Consider the following 16,155-nt stretch of genomic DNA (forward strand, 5'->3'; position numbering starts at 1 on the left):
GTATAAGAGACAGAGCCCGAGGCGCCCCCCGCCTCCCCGGCCGCTTCGAACACCGTCGAGCCGGCGGCGTCGCTGGCCAAGCCCTTCAAGCTGTCGCGCCGCTTCGACCGCACGGCGCGCCTGCTGGGCGACAACGCCATGGAGCGGCTGGCCAACGCGCACGTGGTGGTGTTCGGCCTGGGCGGCGTGGGCAGCTTCACCGCGGAGGGCCTGGTGCGCAGCGGCGTGGGCCGCCTCACGCTGGTGGACCACGACGACGTGTGCGTCACCAACACCAACCGCCAGCTGCACGCGACGGTGAAGTCCGTGGGCAAGTCCAAGGCGGAGCTGATGGCCCAGCGCTGCCAGGAGATCAACCCGCAGGCGAAGGTGGAGGCCCTGCGCGAGTTCTACCGCGAGGAGCTGGCAGAGACGCTCCTGCCCGCGGGCCGCTACGACTTCGTGGTGGACGCCATCGACAACGTGAAGGCGAAGCTGCACCTGTTGCACCGGTGCGTGAGCTTGGGCCTGCCGGTGGTCAGCTCCATGGGCGCGGCGGGACGCCTGGACCCCACGGCCATCCGCGTGGAGGACCTGAGCGAGACGCACATGGACCCCTTCGCCAAGGACATCCGCAAGCTGCTCAAGCGCAAGTACGGCGTGGAGACGGAGCGCCACACGGGCATCACCGCCGTGTACTCCATCGAGACGCGCCGGCAGCCGGTGCCGCTCAACTACGACGACGCGACCGACGGCTTCCTGTGCGTCTGCCCGCAGGACAACGAGTTCCACACCTGTGACCACCGCACGCAGATTGACGGCAGCGTGGCCTTCGTCACCTCCGCCTTCGGCATGAACGCCGCGGGCGTGGTGGTGCGCCGGCTCGCCTCCACGCGGTAGCGCGCGTCAGGCAGCGCTTCAGGCGACTTGGGACCGGGCCTGCGCCACCGCGGGCTCCCGGCCGCACGGACGGCGGAAGACGCAGCGGGCGCAGGCGTCCAGGTTCCCCGTCTGCGGGAAGGCCTCCGGCTCCTTCGGCGTGTTGGTGCCAGGGTCCTTGAGCAGCCCGCGCATCCCGTCCACGCTCCGGGCGAAGTGCTGGCGGAAGGTGTCCATGGCGGACGGATCCACCGTCACGTCGTGCTCCAGCCCCTCGTTGAGGTACACGAGCGACGCGCGCACCTTCTCCAGCGGGTAGCGGTAGCGCTGCGCGATGTAGAGCGCGTAGCCCAGCACCTGCTCGTCGTAGCCCTCGCGCGAGCGGCCCGTCTTCCAGTCCACCACCACGACGGAGCCTTCGGCGTCCACGTAGGCGAAGTCCGGGATGGCGAAGGTCTTCACCCCGTCCATGACGAAGTGGGCGAAGTCGAAGCCCGCGTCCACCTCCAGCCACTGCGCGGGCTTGAGCCCCTTGGCCACCGTGGGCCAGCGCGACTGGAAGAACCACGCGAGCGCGGAGCGCACCGTTTCGAAGTTCTGCTTCCAGGACTCGTTGGGGACGTCCTCGGCGTACTCGTGCTCCGCGAGGCCGGTGAAGGGCTTGCGGTACTTCGTCGTCCAGTAGGCCTTGGAGCGCGAGTGCCGGAAGTCGTCCTGCATCAGCTTGTGCGTGCGCGCCTCCACCTTCGCGGGGTCCACGTCACGGCCGGCGCGCCAGTCCAGCAGCACGTCCTTGAGGGCCTCGTGCACGATGCTGCCCGCCCAGGTGTAGCGATTGTGCAGCTTCTTGAGGACGTAGAGCTCGCGCACGTCCCTGGCCGCCTCCGCCTCCCAGCCGCCCCAGGAGCGGTAGTAGTAGAGGTAGTAGGCCCGGAGGCACTCGGAGAACTTCTCGTGGCGGCTCTTCGACCAGGAGAAGTCGTTGGTGATGGGAGGGCGGGCCATGGACGCGGGGCATCCTATAGACGATCGCCCGCCCCGCCAGAAGAGGGACGGGCGGCCGGACAACCGCCCCGTGCCGTCGGTAAAAACGACGGGCGCGCCCGACCGTACGGGTATGGTGCCGCGCAGCCCCCGCGAAGAATCACATGAGCCCACGCAAGCGCACCGACAGCGGGGCACTCCCCGCCCCCGTCTCCCCTGAACGCCACGCCGCCATCCATGGCCCGCTGCTCTCCTGGTACGACCGCAACAAGCGCGACCTGCCCTGGCGCCGCACGCGCGACCCGTACGCCATCTGGCTCAGCGAGGTCATGCTCCAGCAAACGCAGGTGTCCACGGTCATCCCGTACTGGGAGCGTTTCCTCGCGCGCTTTCCCACGGTGAAGGCCCTGGCCTCCGCGCCCCTGGACGACGTGCTCTCCGGGTGGAAGGGGCTGGGCTACTACTCTCGCGCGCGCAACCTGCACCGGGCCGCGCGGGAGGTGGTGGAGCGCTTCGGAGGCAGGCTCCCGTCCACGGCGGAGGAGCTGCGCACCCTGCCCGGCTTCGGGCGCTACACCGCCGGGGCCGTGGCCTCCATCGCCTTTGGCGAGGAAGCCCCCATCGTGGACGGCAACGTGGCCCGCGTGCTGTCGCGCCTCTTCGAGGTGGAGGGCCTGCCCGGAGACCGCGACCGCGAGGCCACGCTCTGGGCGCTGGCCTCCGCGCTGGTGAAGGGCGAGCGGCCCGGAGACTTCAACCAGGCGCTGATGGAGCACGGCGCCACGGTGTGCCGGCCGGAGTCACCGCTGTGCCTGCTGTGCCCCGTGCGCGACGGGTGCATCGCGTTCAAGAAGGGCCGCGTGGACGAGCTGCCTCCGGCCAAGGTGCGCGCCGCGCCCCGCAAGCTGTTCCTGGCGCTGGCCGTGTGGCCGCACGCGGGCACGCTCCTCTTCGCGCGCCGCGCCGACAAGGGCCTCTTCGGCGGTCTGTGGGAGCTGCCCGCCGTGGAGGTGGAGGAGGACACGTCCGAAGCGGAGGCCACGGAGCGGCTGGCGACGACGCTGGGCGCGCCCCTCACGCTGGAGGGCACGCTGGACAGCGTGCGCCGGCAGCTCACCCACCGCGACCTCACGCTGCGGCTGCTGCGCGTGACGGGCGGCAAGCGCCCCACGAAGTCCGCCGCGTTCCAGGAGCTGCGCTGGTGCACGCCGCAAGAGGCGGAGGCGCTGGGCATGAGCACCGCGATGCAGCGCGCGCTCGACGCGGCGCTGGGACACGGAGTCCTGGGAGGCGACACCGCGCCCGCGAAGAAGAAGGCGGCGAGCCGGCCCGCCCGGAAGGCGGCCGGCCGCTGAAGCGCATGCCGGCTTTCAACTCCCGGACCGCGCGTCCGGGCCTCTTCCGCTGATGGATTTTCCGAGCGGGATGGCCCGTTTGTCCCTCAACACTTCGCGACCTGGGATGTCGCTCCGGCAACCCCGTACGCCTTGGGTCTCTTCCGCGAGCGAGGGGTGCGGCCGAAGCTTCAGGTCGCCTTTTCCAGGAGGAAGCCCCATGGCCCGTCAGAACGCGCAGAAGTCGCAACCGAACCCGGCCCCCAAGGCCGCGCCGGAGCGCACCGAGGACAAGAAGCCGGTGGCCACGGCGAGCGCGCCCACGAGCAAGACCGCCGCGCCCACGCAGGAGCAGATTGCCCGCCGCGCCTACGAAATCTTCCAGGCCCGGGGCGGCACGCACGGCAACCCCGAGCACGACTGGCACCAGGCTGAACGCGAGCTGCGGCTCGGCCGTCAGTAGCCCGCCGCGACGGCCGCCCGCGCGCCTTCAGTGCGCGGGCGGAAGTCCCTGGAGGGACGGGCGCTCGGACTCCAGCGCCCGCTTCAGCCGGCGCTGGGCCTGCTTGAGCTCCTCCAGGATGCGCTCGGCGTCCATCACCGAGCGCATCGCCAGCCCGCACGCGGGCGTCAGCAGCACCGTGGACAGCGCGCGTGAGAAGCCGATGCCGTCGGGCAGCGCCGCCTTCAACGACGCCTCCACCGACTCCGACAGCTCCTCCACCGAATACGTGGACGCCAGGTCCGTGGGGATGACGCCCAGGCTCAGCGTGGCGCCGGAGTCCAGGAAGCGCTTGAGCGCGTCCGTCTCCTCCAGCATCGCGTCCAGCGACAGCCTCACGTCCAGCGAGACCAGGTCCGCCTGCGCGTCCAGCAGCACGCCCCAGTCCGTGTTGCCGCAGCAGTGGATGCCCACGAGCGCACCCTCACGCTGCAGCGCCACCACCAAGAGCCGCAGCTCCTGCTGGGCCAACAGGTGCTGCGGGTTCATCCGCACGTAGGCGTAGAGGCCCGGCTCGTCCAGGTAGAACAGGGGCGTGGTGCCCGTGCGCTTGAGGGCGCGCACCATGGCCAGCGCGCGCACCATCACCAGCCGGTACAGCGCCGCGTCCAGGCCCGGCACCGCCAGCACCGGCTCCCCCGTCGCGGTGCGCACCACGGAGCGCACCGTGAAGGGGCCGGACAGCTGCGCCTTCGCGAACGCGAGCTTGCGGTGCTCCACCTCCCAGAGGAAGGGCTTCCACGCGCGGCACGCGTCCGCGGTGGGCTCGAAGGACTCCAGGTCCCCGGAGGCGAGCGCCGCCTCCAGCCGCTTCTCGAAGGCCTCGCGCCCCGCGCTCCACGCGTCCACGTCCACGGTGCAGACGCCGTCCTCGTCGAAGCGCAGGCCCGGCAGGCCCTCCAGCGCGGCGGGGATCATCAGCTCGGACGGGTGGCCCACCGGCAGCTGCGGCAGGAACGGGATGTCCATGGCGAGCGCGGCTTGCAGACCCAGCTCCACCTGGGTGTGCGGCAGGCTGCCAATGCCCGTCGTGGCACACGCGGGCAGGAGCTGGACGGCGCGACGGATGGTGGGCGAGGGCATGGCGGGCAATCTATCCCTTCCGGGGAAGCGCGGCCGGACTTGCAGGGGGGATTGTTCCCCGGCGAGCCCACCTGCGAGGCTCACGGGGCCCATGCCCCGCTTCGTCCTGATCGGCGCAGAGCCGTTCCCCTTCCTGCGCGAGCTCCTCCGCGCCGAGGCCCTGCGCGCCAGCGTGCCGCTCACCGAGGTGTCCGCCGCCGCCTGGGGCTCCACCACCACGCCCTGGCTGGAATTGAAGGCCGGCCGGTTCCGCGGGGGGATGCTGGACACGGAGGGCGCCAGCGACACGGAGCTGACCGGTGAGGACGTGCTCTGGTGCCTCACCGAACGCCCTCCGCCCCCTGCCCCGAGCGAGTACCTGCGCGCCGAGCACGAGGCGCTGCGCGACGGCTTCCACACCTGCTGCCCCGCACGCACCATCAACCGCCGCGGCCTGCTCGCGCCGCTGTGGACGCTGGCCCTCTGGCGGCTGCTGGCGCAGCGGCTGCCGGCGCGGGGCGAGGCGTCCGTCCTCTTCCCCCCGCGCTTCCACCTGGGCCCCCGGCCCGAGGATGGACGGCGGTGGAAGCCCTGGCCCCGCGAGGCGGAGGTCAGCCGCGCGCAGGTGTGGTGGACGGTCCCCACGCCCGGCCCCCTGCACCTGGCCCTGGTGGCGGGACAGCGGGTCACGCTGTGGCGCCTGGAGGACGACAAGCCCCGGCTGGCACCGCCCGCGGACCTGGAGGCGGACCTGCTCCAACTGGCGCGGGCGTGCGACGCCGACTTCCTGGAGGTCCTGCTGGTGCCCCACGAGGCCTCCGACGCCGCGCCCTGGACGGCGCTGCAGCTTTCCCCCCTCCCCGAGGAGCTGGAGTCGATGCTCGCCGAGGAGAGGCCGGAGGCGCGCGAGCACCTGGAGTCCTTCGCTCGCGAGCTGCTGGCGCCCCGGGGGGACGCGCGATGATCCTCGTCATGGGGCCGGTGGACGAGCTGCTGACGGCCTTCTTCCTGTCGCATCTCGCCGCCACCGGACGGGAGTACCTCTTCGTGGACGAGCGCCACCTGGGCACCGAGGTCCGGCTGGAGCTGGACTGGCACCCCGGGCCTCCGGGCCCCGGGCGCCTGACCGGCGCGGTGTGCTTTCCCACCTGGCGCGTGGGGCTGGAGTCCCTCTCCGGCATCTATTCACGGCTGGGCACCGGCGGCCTCGAACTCTCCCAGACGCCAGAGGCCCGCGCCGAGCGGGCCCACGCGGCGGCGCTGCTGGACCTGTTCCCCGGCCCGGTGGCCAACCGCATGACCGCGATGATGTCCAACGGCAGCAAGCCGTGTCAGTACGCCGCCATCCTCGCCGCGGGCCTGCGCGTGCCGGACACCCTGGCCGGCGCGGACTGGACGCGCTGGGAGTCCTTCACCCGGGGCCTGGAGGGGGACCCCATCATCAAGTCCGTGAGCGACGAGCGCTCCCTGGTGAAGCAGGTGTCATGGCAGGAGACCCGCGCCGCGGCCCGCCCCGGCCACCCGCTGCCCCCGCACCAGTTCCAGCAGCGCATCCCGGGCGCCAACGTCCGGGTCCACGTCGTGGGCGCGAGCGAGGTGCTGGCCTGCCGCGCGGAGACCCAGGCGCTCGACTACCGCCACCCGGACGCCACCGGCCACACCGTCAGCCTGTCCGCGATGACGCTCCCCACCCCCGTGGCCGACGCCTGCCGCGGGCTGTCGCGCTCGCTCGGAATCGACCTGTCCGGCATCGACCTCATCGAACCCCCAGGCGGCTCCTCCGACCCCGGCGACTGGGTCTGCCTGGAGGTCAACACCAGCCCCGGCTTCATGTGGTTCGAGCAGCACACCGGCCTGCCCATCAGCCGGGCCCTTGCAGACTTCCTTCACGCATCGCTAAGATAGAATTGCTGCAAAATTCCGGACACACGGGAATTTCCGGAATCATCAGGGGGAAACACCATGGCGAAGCACGACATCGAAGCGGGGCTCATCACGTCGCAGGACCTGCCGAAGCTGGCGGAGGCGGGGCACGTCGAGGCGCCCGCGGTGGGCCAGGGCGCGCGGGAGCTGCGACAGGCGGTGGAGACGGCGCTGGCCGAGACCTGGTCGCTGATGGGCATCATCGACACCGGGAAGAAGGCCGCTGACGGTGGCAAGAAGCTGGTCGACACCGGCCTCACCGACAAGGGCAAGGACATCGAGGACAAGGCCATCCACAAGGAGAAGGACGCGCGCGACGAGGCGCACAGGAAGATCAACGAGGACAAGGCGAAGAAGAAGGGCAAGGAGGCCAGCGCGGCCCTGGGCTCTTCCGCCCACGCCTTCGCCAGCGCCCTGTCCGACCTGCGCGCCTGACGTCCCCGCTGGACCCGGGAAGGTCAGCCCTCATGGAGCCCCTTCCCGGTGCGTCACCCCGCCGTCCCACGTCCTCCGTCAGGTGACGGAGAAGTACGTGGCGCCCGGGTGGTGGAAGACGATGGCGGACACGCTCGCCTCGGGCTCCATCATGCAGCCGTCGGTGAGCTGCACGCCGATCTCCTCCGGCTTGAGCGCGGCGAACAGCTTCGTCTGGTCTTCCAGGCGCGGGCACGCCGGGTAGCCGAACGAGTAGCGCTTGCCGGTGTACTCCGCGCGGAAGCGCTCCAGCATCGTCATGTCCGCGCGGTCCGGGAAGCCCCACATGCTGCGCAGCTGCGTGTGCAAAAGCTCCGCGTAGCCCTCCGCGGTCTCCAGCGCCAGCGCCTGCACCGCGTGCATCTTGAGGAACTCGCCCCTGGCCTTGAAGCCCTCGGACAGCTCGCGGATGCCCGAGCCCGCGGTGGTGACGAACAGCGAGAGCGCGTCCACCGGCTTGCCGTTCTCCAGCGGCTTCACGTAGTCCGCCAGGCACAGGCCGTTGTCCTTGTCCTGCCGGGGGAAGTCGAAGGACGTCACCGGCTCGCCCGTGGTGCCGTCGAAGAGCAGCACGCGGTCGCCGTCGCTGGCCGCCTTGAAGAACTGGAACACCGAGCGCGCCTGCATCACGCCGCCGCGCAGGAGCGTCTTCAGCTCCTCCACCGCCTCCTTCAGCGCCAGCGCCTTGCGGCCCTCCTCCGTCCTGGCCAGCTCCGCCTCCGCCGGGGTGCCCAGCGCGCGCGACGACGTGCGCAGGCCCAGGTGGCGGCCGTAGAGCATCACCGGGTTGATGAACTTCCAGATGTGGTCCAGAGGCGTGTTGGTGAGCACGTGCCGCGCGAAGTCCGGCGCGGGCGGCACCGCGTCCAGCACCGCCACCTCCGTGCTGCGCGAGCGGCGCACCGGGGCCGCGGGCGCGGGCCGGTCCTTCGCCTCCTGCGCCAGCTTCAGCCGCCGCGCGGCCAGGTCATCCCGCAGCTTCGCGTGCGCGCCCGGTTCCACAATCTGCTTCGCCAGCTCCAGGCCATTCATCGCGTCCTGCGCGTAGGCCACGGTGCCGCCGCCGTAGGCCGGGGCGATGTTGCGGTCCACGAAGTTGCGGCTGAGCGCGGCGCCGCCCACCAGGATGGGCGTCTCCACGCCCGCGCGCTTCAGGTCCTCCGCGGTGGCCACCATCTGGTGCGCGCTCTTCACCAGCAGGCCCGACAGTCCGAGGATGTCCGGCCGGTGCTCCTTCACCGCCAGCACCAGCTGCTCGGGCGGGACCTTGATGCCCAGGTTCACCACCTGGAAGCCGTTGTTGGCGAGGATGATCTCCACCAGGTTCTTGCCGATGTCGTGCACGTCCCCCTTCACCGTCGCGAGGACGATCTTCCCGCGCGACGCCGCCTGGGTCTGGCTCATGTGCGGCTCCAGGTGGCTCACCGCCGCCTTCATGGACTCCGCGCTCTGGAGCACCTCCGCGACGATGAGCTCGTTGGCGCCGAAGAGGCGGCCCACCTCGTCCATGCCCTTCATCAGCGGCCCGTTGATGATGTCCAGCGGCGACATCTCCTTCATCGCCAGGTCCAGGTCCGCCGTGAGCCCGTCGCGCGTGCCCTCGATGATGTAGCGCTGGAGCCGCTCGTTCAGCGGCAGGCTGCTCACCTGGGCGCGCGCGGGCTTGCGCTCGCGGAAGTGCGCCGCGAAGGGCGTCACGGGGTCCTGTCCCCGGTTGTAGAGGAGGTCCTCGGAGAGCTTCCGCTCCTCCTCCGGCAGCGACGGGTAGCGCTCCAACTTCTCCGAGTTGACGAGCGCCATGTCCAGGCCCGCCTGCACGCAGTGGTACAGGAACACGGAGTTGAGCACCTCGCGGCCCGCGGTGGGCAGGCCGAAGGACACGTTGCTGATGCCCAGCACCGTGCGGCACTGCGGGAAGCGCTGTTTGATCAGGCGCACGCCCTCAATCGTCTCCACGCCGCTGCCGGTGTACTGCGCGTCACCGGAGGCGCAGGGGAACACGAGCGGGTCGAAGTACAGGTCCTCCGGGCGCATGCCGTACTTCTGGGTGAGCAGCTCGTAGCTGCGCTCGGCCACGGCGAGCTTGCGGTCGCGCGTGACGGCCATGCCCACCTCGTCGATGCAGCCCACCACCAGCGCCGCGCCGAACGCCTTCGCCAGGGGGACGACCTTCTCGAAGCGCTCCTCGCCGTCCTCCAGGTTGACGGAGTTGATGATGGCCTTGCCCTGGCAGTACGTGAGCGCCATGGCGATGACCTTCTCGTCCGTCGAGTCGATCATCAGCGGCACGCGCACCTTCTTGACCACCACCTCCAGGAAGTGGCGCATGTCCTCCAGCTCGTCCCGGTCCGGGTTCGCCAGGCAGATGTCGATGACCTGCGCCGCGCGCCGCACCTGGGCGCGTGCAATCTCCGACGCGTCGTCGAAGGCACCCGCGACGATGAGCTCCTTGAACTTCTTGCTGCCGATGACGTTGGTGCGCTCACCCACGATGATGGGGCGCTGCTCGTCCGTCACCTCCAAGTAGTCCACTCCGGACAGCGACGAGCGCGGCTTGGGGACTTCCGTGCGCGGCTTGAGGCCCTTCACCATGGCGGCGAGCGCTTCGATGTGGCCCGCGTGCGTGCCGCAACAGCCACCCACCACGTTGATCCAACCGTTGTCACAGAAGCGCTTGAGCGACCGGGAGATCATCTCCGGCGACTCCAGATACTGACCGTTCTCGTCCGGCAGACCCGCGTTGGGCACGCACGACACCGGGAACGGGCTCATGGAGGACAGCGAGCGGATGTGGTCCGTCATGAAGTCCGGACCCGTGGCGCAGTTGAGCCCCAGGTACAGCAGCTCCGTGTGCTCCAGCGACGTGGCCAGGCTCTCCACGGACTGGCCCGCGAGCATCGTGCCCATGGGCTCGATGGTGCCGGACACCGCCACCGGCACCGCCCAGCCCAGCTTCTTGAAGGCCCGGTCGATTCCCAGCAGCGCCGCCTTCACGTTGCGCGTGTCCTGCGCCGTCTCCACCAGGAGGTAGTCGGAGCCGCCCACCGCGAGCCCTTCGGCCTGCACGGCGAAGTTGTCCACCAGCTCCTCGAAGGTGATGCCGCCCGTGACGCTGATGGCCTTGGTGGTGGGGCCAATGGAGCCCGCCACCCAGCGCATGCGCCCGTCCTTCGCCTCCGCGGCCTTCGCGGCGTTGAGCGCCAGGCGGGACGCGGCGATGTTGATCTCCATCGCCTTGTGGCCCAGCTCGAACTCCGCCAGCACCACCGGGGTGCCGCCGAAGCTGTCCGTCTCTGTCACGTCCGCGCCCGCGGCGAGGTACTTCGCGTGGATGCCCTCGATGACGTCCGGGCGGGTGAGGACCAGGTGCTCGTTGCAGCCCTCGTACTCCGCGCCGCCGAAGTCCGCCGCCACCAGGTGGTGGCCCTGCAGGAGCGTGCCCATGGCGCCGTCCAGCACCAGGATGCGCTCGCGCATCGCGGCCTTGAGCGCCTCCACGCGCTGGCCGTGCTCCCCGGGGGGAAGCGGCAGGGGGTGGGCGATGTGGCTCGTCATGACGGTTTGACTCCGGTCAGCAGGAAGACGCGGAAGGGACTGGCCCCGTCGCGCGCGTGCGTCTCGCGGGTGAACGACGTGAAGCCGGCCTCGCGAAGGGCCGCTTCCAGGACTTCGGGCGAAAAGCCCAGGTGCCGGTGCCCCAACCGCTCCAGCACCCACTTCTCTTCGTGCGGCAGCAGCTCCAGCACCACCAGCCGCCCGCCGGGCTTGAGCAGGCGTGCGGCTTCAGACACCACCGCCGCGGGCGCTTCCACGTGGTGGAGGCTCTGCGAAATCACCACCAGGTCCATGCCCCCGCCCTTGAGCGACAGCCGGTGCAGGTCCTCGCGCAGGAACGTGATGTTGGTGAGCGCGTCACGCTGGGCCAGCGTCCGGGCCTGGGACAGCGCGTCCTCGCTCTGGTCAATGGCCCACACGTGCCGCGCCCACCGCGCCATGGCCCGGCTGAACACGCCCGTGCCGCAGCCGAAGTCCGCCACGTCCAGCGGCGGCAAGAGCGACGCCAGCGCCCCCGCCCAGAGGAACCACGACTGGCCGGGCTCCAACAGCCGCTCGTTGAGCGCCTGCCGGTCCTCCCGCGCGCGCAGCAAGTCGTTGAGCCGCGCGGAGTCCCCCGCCGCGTCCTCCGCCTCGCGCGCCAGCCGGACGAGCGGCCAGCGCGAGTCATCCGACTCCAGCGCCAGCGAGTAGTAGGTGAAGCCCGCCTGCCGCTCCTCGCGGATGAGCCCCAGCCCCTTCAGCTTCGACAGGTGGTGCGACACCGACGACTGGGCCACCCCCACCAGCGACACGAGCTCCGTCACGTTCAGCGGCGCTTGGGCCACCAACCGCAGGATGCGCAGCCGCGTCGTGTCCCCCAGGACACGGAAGGATTGGGAGAGGACGTCCATATCGAGCCATCAACATATATCGATGCTCTGACCCAACCACAATGGCCCCGCCAACGCATTGCGTTGCCTTGGGATGCACCCATCCCGTAAAAATCCGAAATGGCTCCCTCCTCCACGTTGCACTCCCTGCTCGAAGGCAAGCGGTTCGGACTGGTCCTCTCCGCGGGCTACTTCGGCTTCTATGGCCACGCGGGTTTCCTGAAGGGGCTGCACGCCTCCGGGCTGAAGCCCCACGCCTACGCGGGCACGTCCGCGGGCGGGATGGTGGCGGCGTACGCGGCGGCGGGCATGCCCATGCCGGCGCTGGAGGAGCTGGTGCTGCGCCAGACACGGGCCAACTTCTGGGACCCGGACCCCATTGGCGCGGTGCTGAACGTGGCGTCCCAGGGGCACGGCTTCACGGGCCTGCTCAAGGGCGAGCGCTTCCGGCGCCTCCTGGAGGACACGCTGCCGGTGTCCACCTTCGAGGACCTGCCGCACCCGCTGCTGCTCACCGTGGCCAACCTCACCCACGGCACGCACCAGGCGTTCACCACCGGGGAGCTGGCCCCGCGCGTCCACGCCACCTGCGCGTACCCGGGCCTCTTCCGCGCGGTGCCGCTGGACGGCCAGCTGTTCTGGGACGGCGGCCTGGTGGACAAGGCGCCCGCGCTGTCGCTGCAGGAGAGCGCCATTGGCAAGGACCTGGACGCCATCCTCGTGCACTACCTGCCCAGCCGGACGCGCAAGGTGGTGGGCGGCCCCATGGCCTATCCGCAGGGCCTGGCCGCCGGGTCCGCCGCGCTCCGGCGCGACCACTTCCGCCTCCAGCTGACCGTGCTCCAGACGCGCAACGTGCCCGTGTACGTCGTCGTCTCCAACCTGCCGCCGGTGACGCCCGCCACGCTGGAGCGCGGCTTCGACGCGCTGGATCAGGCCCGGCTGTCCGCGGAGCGCGCCCTGGCCCGGCCCCCCGTGCCCTTCGAGCAGACCCCCTGAGCCGGCACCGGAGCCCCGTGCGCACGCCCGCCCGGTTCAATGAGGCGAGAATAAGTCACCAGGAGAGAAATAACTGAATAGCCTGATTTGAATGACAGACCGGCGTGGCATGGTGGGGGCGTTGTTCATCCCGGAGGAAGTCCATGCTGAAGTCGACGCTGTCCCCGCTCCGCCTGCGTGGCGCGGTCATGGCTGTGTCCCTGCTGGCGTTGGCCCCCGCTGCTGGCGCCGCTCCCTCGCTGGCGCCGCGCGCGCTCCTGGCCAAGCCCACGGGGCGGGAGCTGCCCGCGGGCACGTTCGTGGAGCGGCTGGTGGTGAAGTTCCACGAGGGCAGCCACGTGCGCCTGCGCGACAACGCGCTGCGCGCCCTGGCTTCCGAGCGGAGCGCGGGGGAGCGCGAGCTGCTGTCCGGCCTGCGCCTGGACTCCGCGCGCGTGGAGTCGGACCTGGCGGAGGTGGTGGCGCTGCTGGAGCGCGCGCCGCGCATCGGTGCGCTGGACCGCGTGTTCCAGGCGGAGGAGGCCACGCTGGACGCGAGCAAGGCGTCCGGTGAGCGCGCGAGCGGCGAGCAGCTGGCGGACCTGAACCTGTACTTCGAAGTTCCGCTGTTGCCCGGCACCACCGCGGACGCCGTGGCGGACCTGGTGGCGGCGCTCAACCGCGTCGGAAGCGTGGAGACGGCCTACGCGGCGCCGCCCCCGGAGCCGGCGATGGTGAACTTCGCCATGGAGGCGGGGCTGCGCGCGCTCTTGTCCGCGGCGGACCTGCCGCCCACCACGCCTGCGTACCAGTCCGCCCAGGGCTATCTCAACGCGGCGCCCTCCGGCATCAACGCGACGTACGCGTGGACGCAGACGGGCGGCCGGGGCACCAACGTGAAGATCGTGGACATCGAGGGTGGCTGGCGCACCTCCCACGAGGACTTCCCCACGTTCTTCCGCGTGGGCGGCACGCAGTACAACGACCTGGGCTGGCGCAACCACGGCACCGCGGTGATGGGTGAAATCGTGGGCGCGAACAACGCCTACGGCGTGACGGGCATCGCCAGCGCGGCGTCCCCGGGCGTGGAGGCCATTGGCGCGCAGAGCAGCGCGAGCGCCATCACCAACGCGGCGGCGGCGGCGGGCGCGGGCGGCGTCATCCTCATCGAGTTGCACGCGGGCGGCCCCTCGGACGGCACGGCCTGCACGTGCAACACGTCCCAGTGCAACTACATCGCGATGGAGTACTGGCAGGACAACTACGACGCCATCCGCAACGCCACCGCCAACGGCGTCGTCGTGGTGGAGGCGGCGGGCAACGGCAGCGCGAACCTGGACGCGGCGGCCTACGGCGGCCGGTTCAACCCGGCCACGCGCGACTCGGGCGCCATCCTGGTGGGCGCCAGCACCGCCACCACGCGCGTGCCCATGTGCTGGACCAACTACGGCCAGCGCGTGAACGTGCACGCCTGGGGTGAGAAGGTCGTCACCACCGGCTACGGCGACCGCTTCGGCAGCGGCTACGGCGAGGACCAGTACTACACGTCCACCTTCAGCGGCACCTCCAGCGCGTCGCCCATCGTCGTGGGCGCCGCCGTCAGCGCCCAGGGCGTGGCGAAGGCCAACGGCCGGCTGCTGACGTCCGTGCAGATGCGCGGCCTCTTGCGCAACAACGGCACGGCGCAGGCGGCGGACTCGCGGCAGATTGGCCCGCTGCCGGACCTGGCGAAGGCCCTGCCCAAGGTCATCTCCGGCAACTACTGAAGCTGACAAAGGCCGCCGCCCTCCACGCGCGGCCACGCGGCCCTCCGTGCCCTTCGGGCGCGGAGGGCCGTTGTCTTTCTCAGCGCCCGCTGTAGCGGCGGTGGTCCACCATCAGGCAGCGGTCCTGCACCACGCGGATGCCGGCGGCGGCCAGCTTCTTCGCCGCGGCGTCGTTGCGGATGCCGGACTGGAACCACACCGCCTTGGGCTTCTTGGCGATGATGTCGTCCACGTGCTGGTCGATGTCACCGGGCCTGCGGAACACGTCCACCAGGTCGATGTCGCCCGGGATGTCCACCAGCTTCCGGTACACCGGCTTGCCCAGGATCACGGTCGCGTCCGGGTAGTAGACGGGCACCGGCACCACGTCCACGCCCGCCTTCGCCAGGTACTCCGGCACGTAGAACGCGGGCTGGGCGGAGTGGTCCTCCGTCTTGATGCCCAGCACCGCCACGCGCCTGGATTCCTGCACCACCCGCTTCACCCCCGCGTCATCCTCGATGAGGTACTCGTCGTGGCTCATGGCCCTTCCTCCTGAAGCGCTTCCGCCTGGGACTCGGTGGTGAGCGTCAGCGTGCCGCCCGCCTCCACCGCCTTCACCTTCAGCAGGCGGCGCACCGGGATGAACCGGGCCCACGTCACCACCTGCTCGCCTTCACACGTCACGCCCTTCGAAAGCTCGGGCGAACCGGCCTCCGCCCACACGGCCTTGAGCTCCGCCGGAGCCTTGGGAGGCAGCGCGTCCAGGCACCTCAGCGTCAGCACCACCGCGTCGCCGAACGTCGTGAGCCGCGTGCCCTGCACCGTGCGCTCCAGCAGGAAGGCGCGCTCCTCGCCGTTGACGTCCACGGAGTCCACCGCCCAGGTGCGCTGCCCCTCCACCAGGTTGCGCTGGAGCAGCCCCGCGTACTTCGCCTCCCACTCGCGGCGCGTGCGGATCTCCAGCGACTCCGGGCTGAAGAAGCGCTCCACCTCCGGCACGCCGGTGCCTTCGGGCGCCACCTGCCGCAGCGCCTCCTGCGCGGCCTCCGGTCCCACCAGCTTCACGAAGGTGCCATCCGCCGCCAGCTGCATGCGCAGCGTGAAGCGCTCCAGCACGGCGCCGGACAGGGACGGCACGTCGTGCCCGTCATGCGCCTGTCGCGGGGTGCGCACGGCCTGGGCCACGCGCCAGCCACCGTCGGACGGGGTGAAGCGCGTCTCGGTGGTGAAGGCCGCCTCGTCGCGCACTTCCGGCTGCCCCTTGCGCTGGAGGGTGCGGGTGGCGCTCACGGACTCGGTGAGGAGGCGATCCACGGGGGGCTTGAAGTCCAGACGCACCGGCGGCGGCAGCCCCGGCGCGGGGTTGAGCGGCGGATACCGGGACTTGCACCCGGCAGCCAGCGACAGCAGGAGACAGCTCCACAAGAGGCCCGTACGCATGCGCTCGCGAACGCTGGCAGAAAGCCAGGGCGCCCGCGAGCGTCTTGCAACGTCCTGGTGTGGAGTGTCAGCGCGCGGTCGACACTAGGGGTGGCGTGTCTCGCCCTCGGAGGCACCCTCGATGCGGTCGCGCCCGATGTTGCGCCGGTCGCGGTCCACGCCATCGTCGTCCTTCAGGCCGTTCATCGCGAAGCGGCGCTCGGCCTCCGCCAGGTCGCGCAGCACGTGGTCGCGCAGCATGTACTCCTCCTGCGGCAGGGACTTGAGGATGTTGATGATGTCGACCGGGGCCTCGTTGTCCGCGGCGGCCTCGACGAGTTCCTCGCGCTTCGCCGGGTACTCCACCCCATCCAGGTGCGGGGTGATGGAGCGCGAGGGATCCTCAGCCTTTCCGTAAGCCATCGTGTCTTCCACCTTTCTTGCGC

15 protein-coding genes are annotated in these 16,155 nt (G+C 70.9%); 8 read left to right on the forward strand and 7 right to left on the reverse strand.

Going from position 1 to position 16,155, the window contains the following annotated elements:
- Positions 1–72 precede the first annotated feature (72 nt).
- On the forward strand, positions 73–879 hold the full coding sequence (locus tag D7W82_RS21670; RefSeq protein ID WP_120551524.1) for a ThiF family adenylyltransferase: 807 nt from the start codon (positions 73–75) through the stop codon (positions 877–879).
- A gap of 18 nt (positions 880–897) precedes the next feature.
- Here the strand turns inward: D7W82_RS21670 and D7W82_RS21675 are convergent, their stop codons facing one another.
- Positions 898–1,863, reverse strand: a complete 966-nt coding sequence (locus D7W82_RS21675; protein ID WP_120620169.1) for a PD-(D/E)XK nuclease family protein — start codon at positions 1,861–1,863, stop codon at positions 898–900.
- Between the two features lie 143 nt (positions 1,864–2,006).
- Between D7W82_RS21675 and mutY the strand changes: the two genes are divergently transcribed.
- Together mutY and D7W82_RS21685 are read left to right on the forward strand one after the other, a co-directional pair.
- Positions 2,007–3,197: an A/G-specific adenine glycosylase gene (mutY, locus tag D7W82_RS21680; protein ID WP_120620170.1), complete on the forward strand. Its 1,191-nt coding sequence runs from the start codon at positions 2,007–2,009 to the stop codon at positions 3,195–3,197.
- Positions 3,198–3,396: 199 nt separating this feature from the next.
- Complete coding sequence (locus D7W82_RS21685; RefSeq protein WP_014394836.1) at positions 3,397–3,639, forward strand: DUF2934 domain-containing protein; 243 nt, start codon at positions 3,397–3,399, stop codon at positions 3,637–3,639.
- A gap of 27 nt (positions 3,640–3,666) precedes the next feature.
- On the opposite strand, the gene D7W82_RS21690 is transcribed toward D7W82_RS21685, so the two are convergent.
- A complete protein-coding gene (locus D7W82_RS21690) occupies positions 3,667–4,761 on the reverse strand; it encodes a hypothetical protein (RefSeq protein WP_120620171.1) in 1,095 nt (364 codons plus the stop codon).
- Between the two features lie 91 nt (positions 4,762–4,852).
- On the opposite strand from D7W82_RS21690, the gene D7W82_RS21695 reads away from it, so the two are divergent.
- The 3 genes from D7W82_RS21695 to D7W82_RS21705 are packed head-to-tail and all read left to right on the forward strand — an operon-like array spanning position 4,853 to position 7,098.
- Complete coding sequence (locus tag D7W82_RS21695) at positions 4,853–5,704, forward strand: hypothetical protein (RefSeq protein ID WP_120620172.1); 852 nt, start codon at positions 4,853–4,855, stop codon at positions 5,702–5,704.
- Positions 5,701–6,645, forward strand: a complete 945-nt coding sequence (locus tag D7W82_RS21700; protein ID WP_120620173.1) for a RimK family alpha-L-glutamate ligase — start codon at positions 5,701–5,703, stop codon at positions 6,643–6,645. Before D7W82_RS21695 ends, D7W82_RS21700 begins: the two co-directional genes overlap by 4 nt.
- Before the next feature lie 57 nt (positions 6,646–6,702).
- The gene (locus D7W82_RS21705) at positions 6,703–7,098 is read left to right on the forward strand and encodes a hypothetical protein (RefSeq protein WP_120620174.1); all 396 of its coding nucleotides are present in this window, start codon (positions 6,703–6,705) and stop codon (positions 7,096–7,098) included.
- A 78-nt stretch (positions 7,099–7,176) separates the two neighbouring features.
- On the opposite strand, the gene metH is transcribed toward D7W82_RS21705, so the two are convergent.
- Both metH and D7W82_RS21715 read right to left on the reverse strand, forming a co-directional pair.
- A complete protein-coding gene (gene metH, locus D7W82_RS21710; RefSeq protein WP_120620175.1) occupies positions 7,177–10,692 on the reverse strand; it encodes a methionine synthase in 3,516 nt (1,171 codons plus the stop codon).
- Positions 10,689–11,585, reverse strand: a complete 897-nt coding sequence (locus D7W82_RS21715) for a metalloregulator ArsR/SmtB family transcription factor (protein WP_120620176.1) — start codon at positions 11,583–11,585, stop codon at positions 10,689–10,691. The genes metH and D7W82_RS21715 overlap by 4 nt, the downstream gene beginning before the upstream one ends.
- 99 nt (positions 11,586–11,684) lie before the next feature.
- Here D7W82_RS21715 and D7W82_RS21720 point away from each other — a divergent pair, with 99 nt between their 5' ends.
- Together D7W82_RS21720 and D7W82_RS21725 are read left to right on the forward strand one after the other, a co-directional pair.
- Positions 11,685–12,563 (forward strand): patatin-like phospholipase family protein, encoded by an 879-nt coding sequence (locus D7W82_RS21720; protein WP_120620177.1) that lies wholly within the window; start codon positions 11,685–11,687, stop codon positions 12,561–12,563.
- A gap of 143 nt (positions 12,564–12,706) precedes the next feature.
- Positions 12,707–14,308 (forward strand): S8 family peptidase, encoded by a 1,602-nt coding sequence (locus D7W82_RS21725; RefSeq protein ID WP_120620178.1) that lies wholly within the window; start codon positions 12,707–12,709, stop codon positions 14,306–14,308.
- A gap of 79 nt (positions 14,309–14,387) precedes the next feature.
- Here the strand turns inward: D7W82_RS21725 and D7W82_RS21730 are convergent, their stop codons facing one another.
- The 3 genes from D7W82_RS21730 to D7W82_RS21740 form a co-directional block, all read right to left on the reverse strand.
- Positions 14,388–14,831, reverse strand: a complete 444-nt coding sequence (locus D7W82_RS21730) for a CoA-binding protein (protein ID WP_120620179.1) — start codon at positions 14,829–14,831, stop codon at positions 14,388–14,390.
- Positions 14,828–15,730 (reverse strand): hypothetical protein, encoded by a 903-nt coding sequence (locus D7W82_RS21735; protein ID WP_120620180.1) that lies wholly within the window; start codon positions 15,728–15,730, stop codon positions 14,828–14,830. Before D7W82_RS21735 ends, D7W82_RS21730 begins: the two co-directional genes overlap by 4 nt.
- Positions 15,731–15,814: 84 nt before the next feature.
- Positions 15,815–16,132, reverse strand: coding sequence for a DUF2795 domain-containing protein (locus D7W82_RS21740; RefSeq protein WP_120620181.1), 318 nt, complete (start codon positions 16,130–16,132; stop codon positions 15,815–15,817).
- Positions 16,133–16,155: the final 23 nt, after the last annotated feature.

The organism is Corallococcus sp. CA049B, from assembly GCF_003611685.1.
Lineage (GTDB): Bacteria > Myxococcota > Myxococcia > Myxococcales > Myxococcaceae > Corallococcus > Corallococcus coralloides.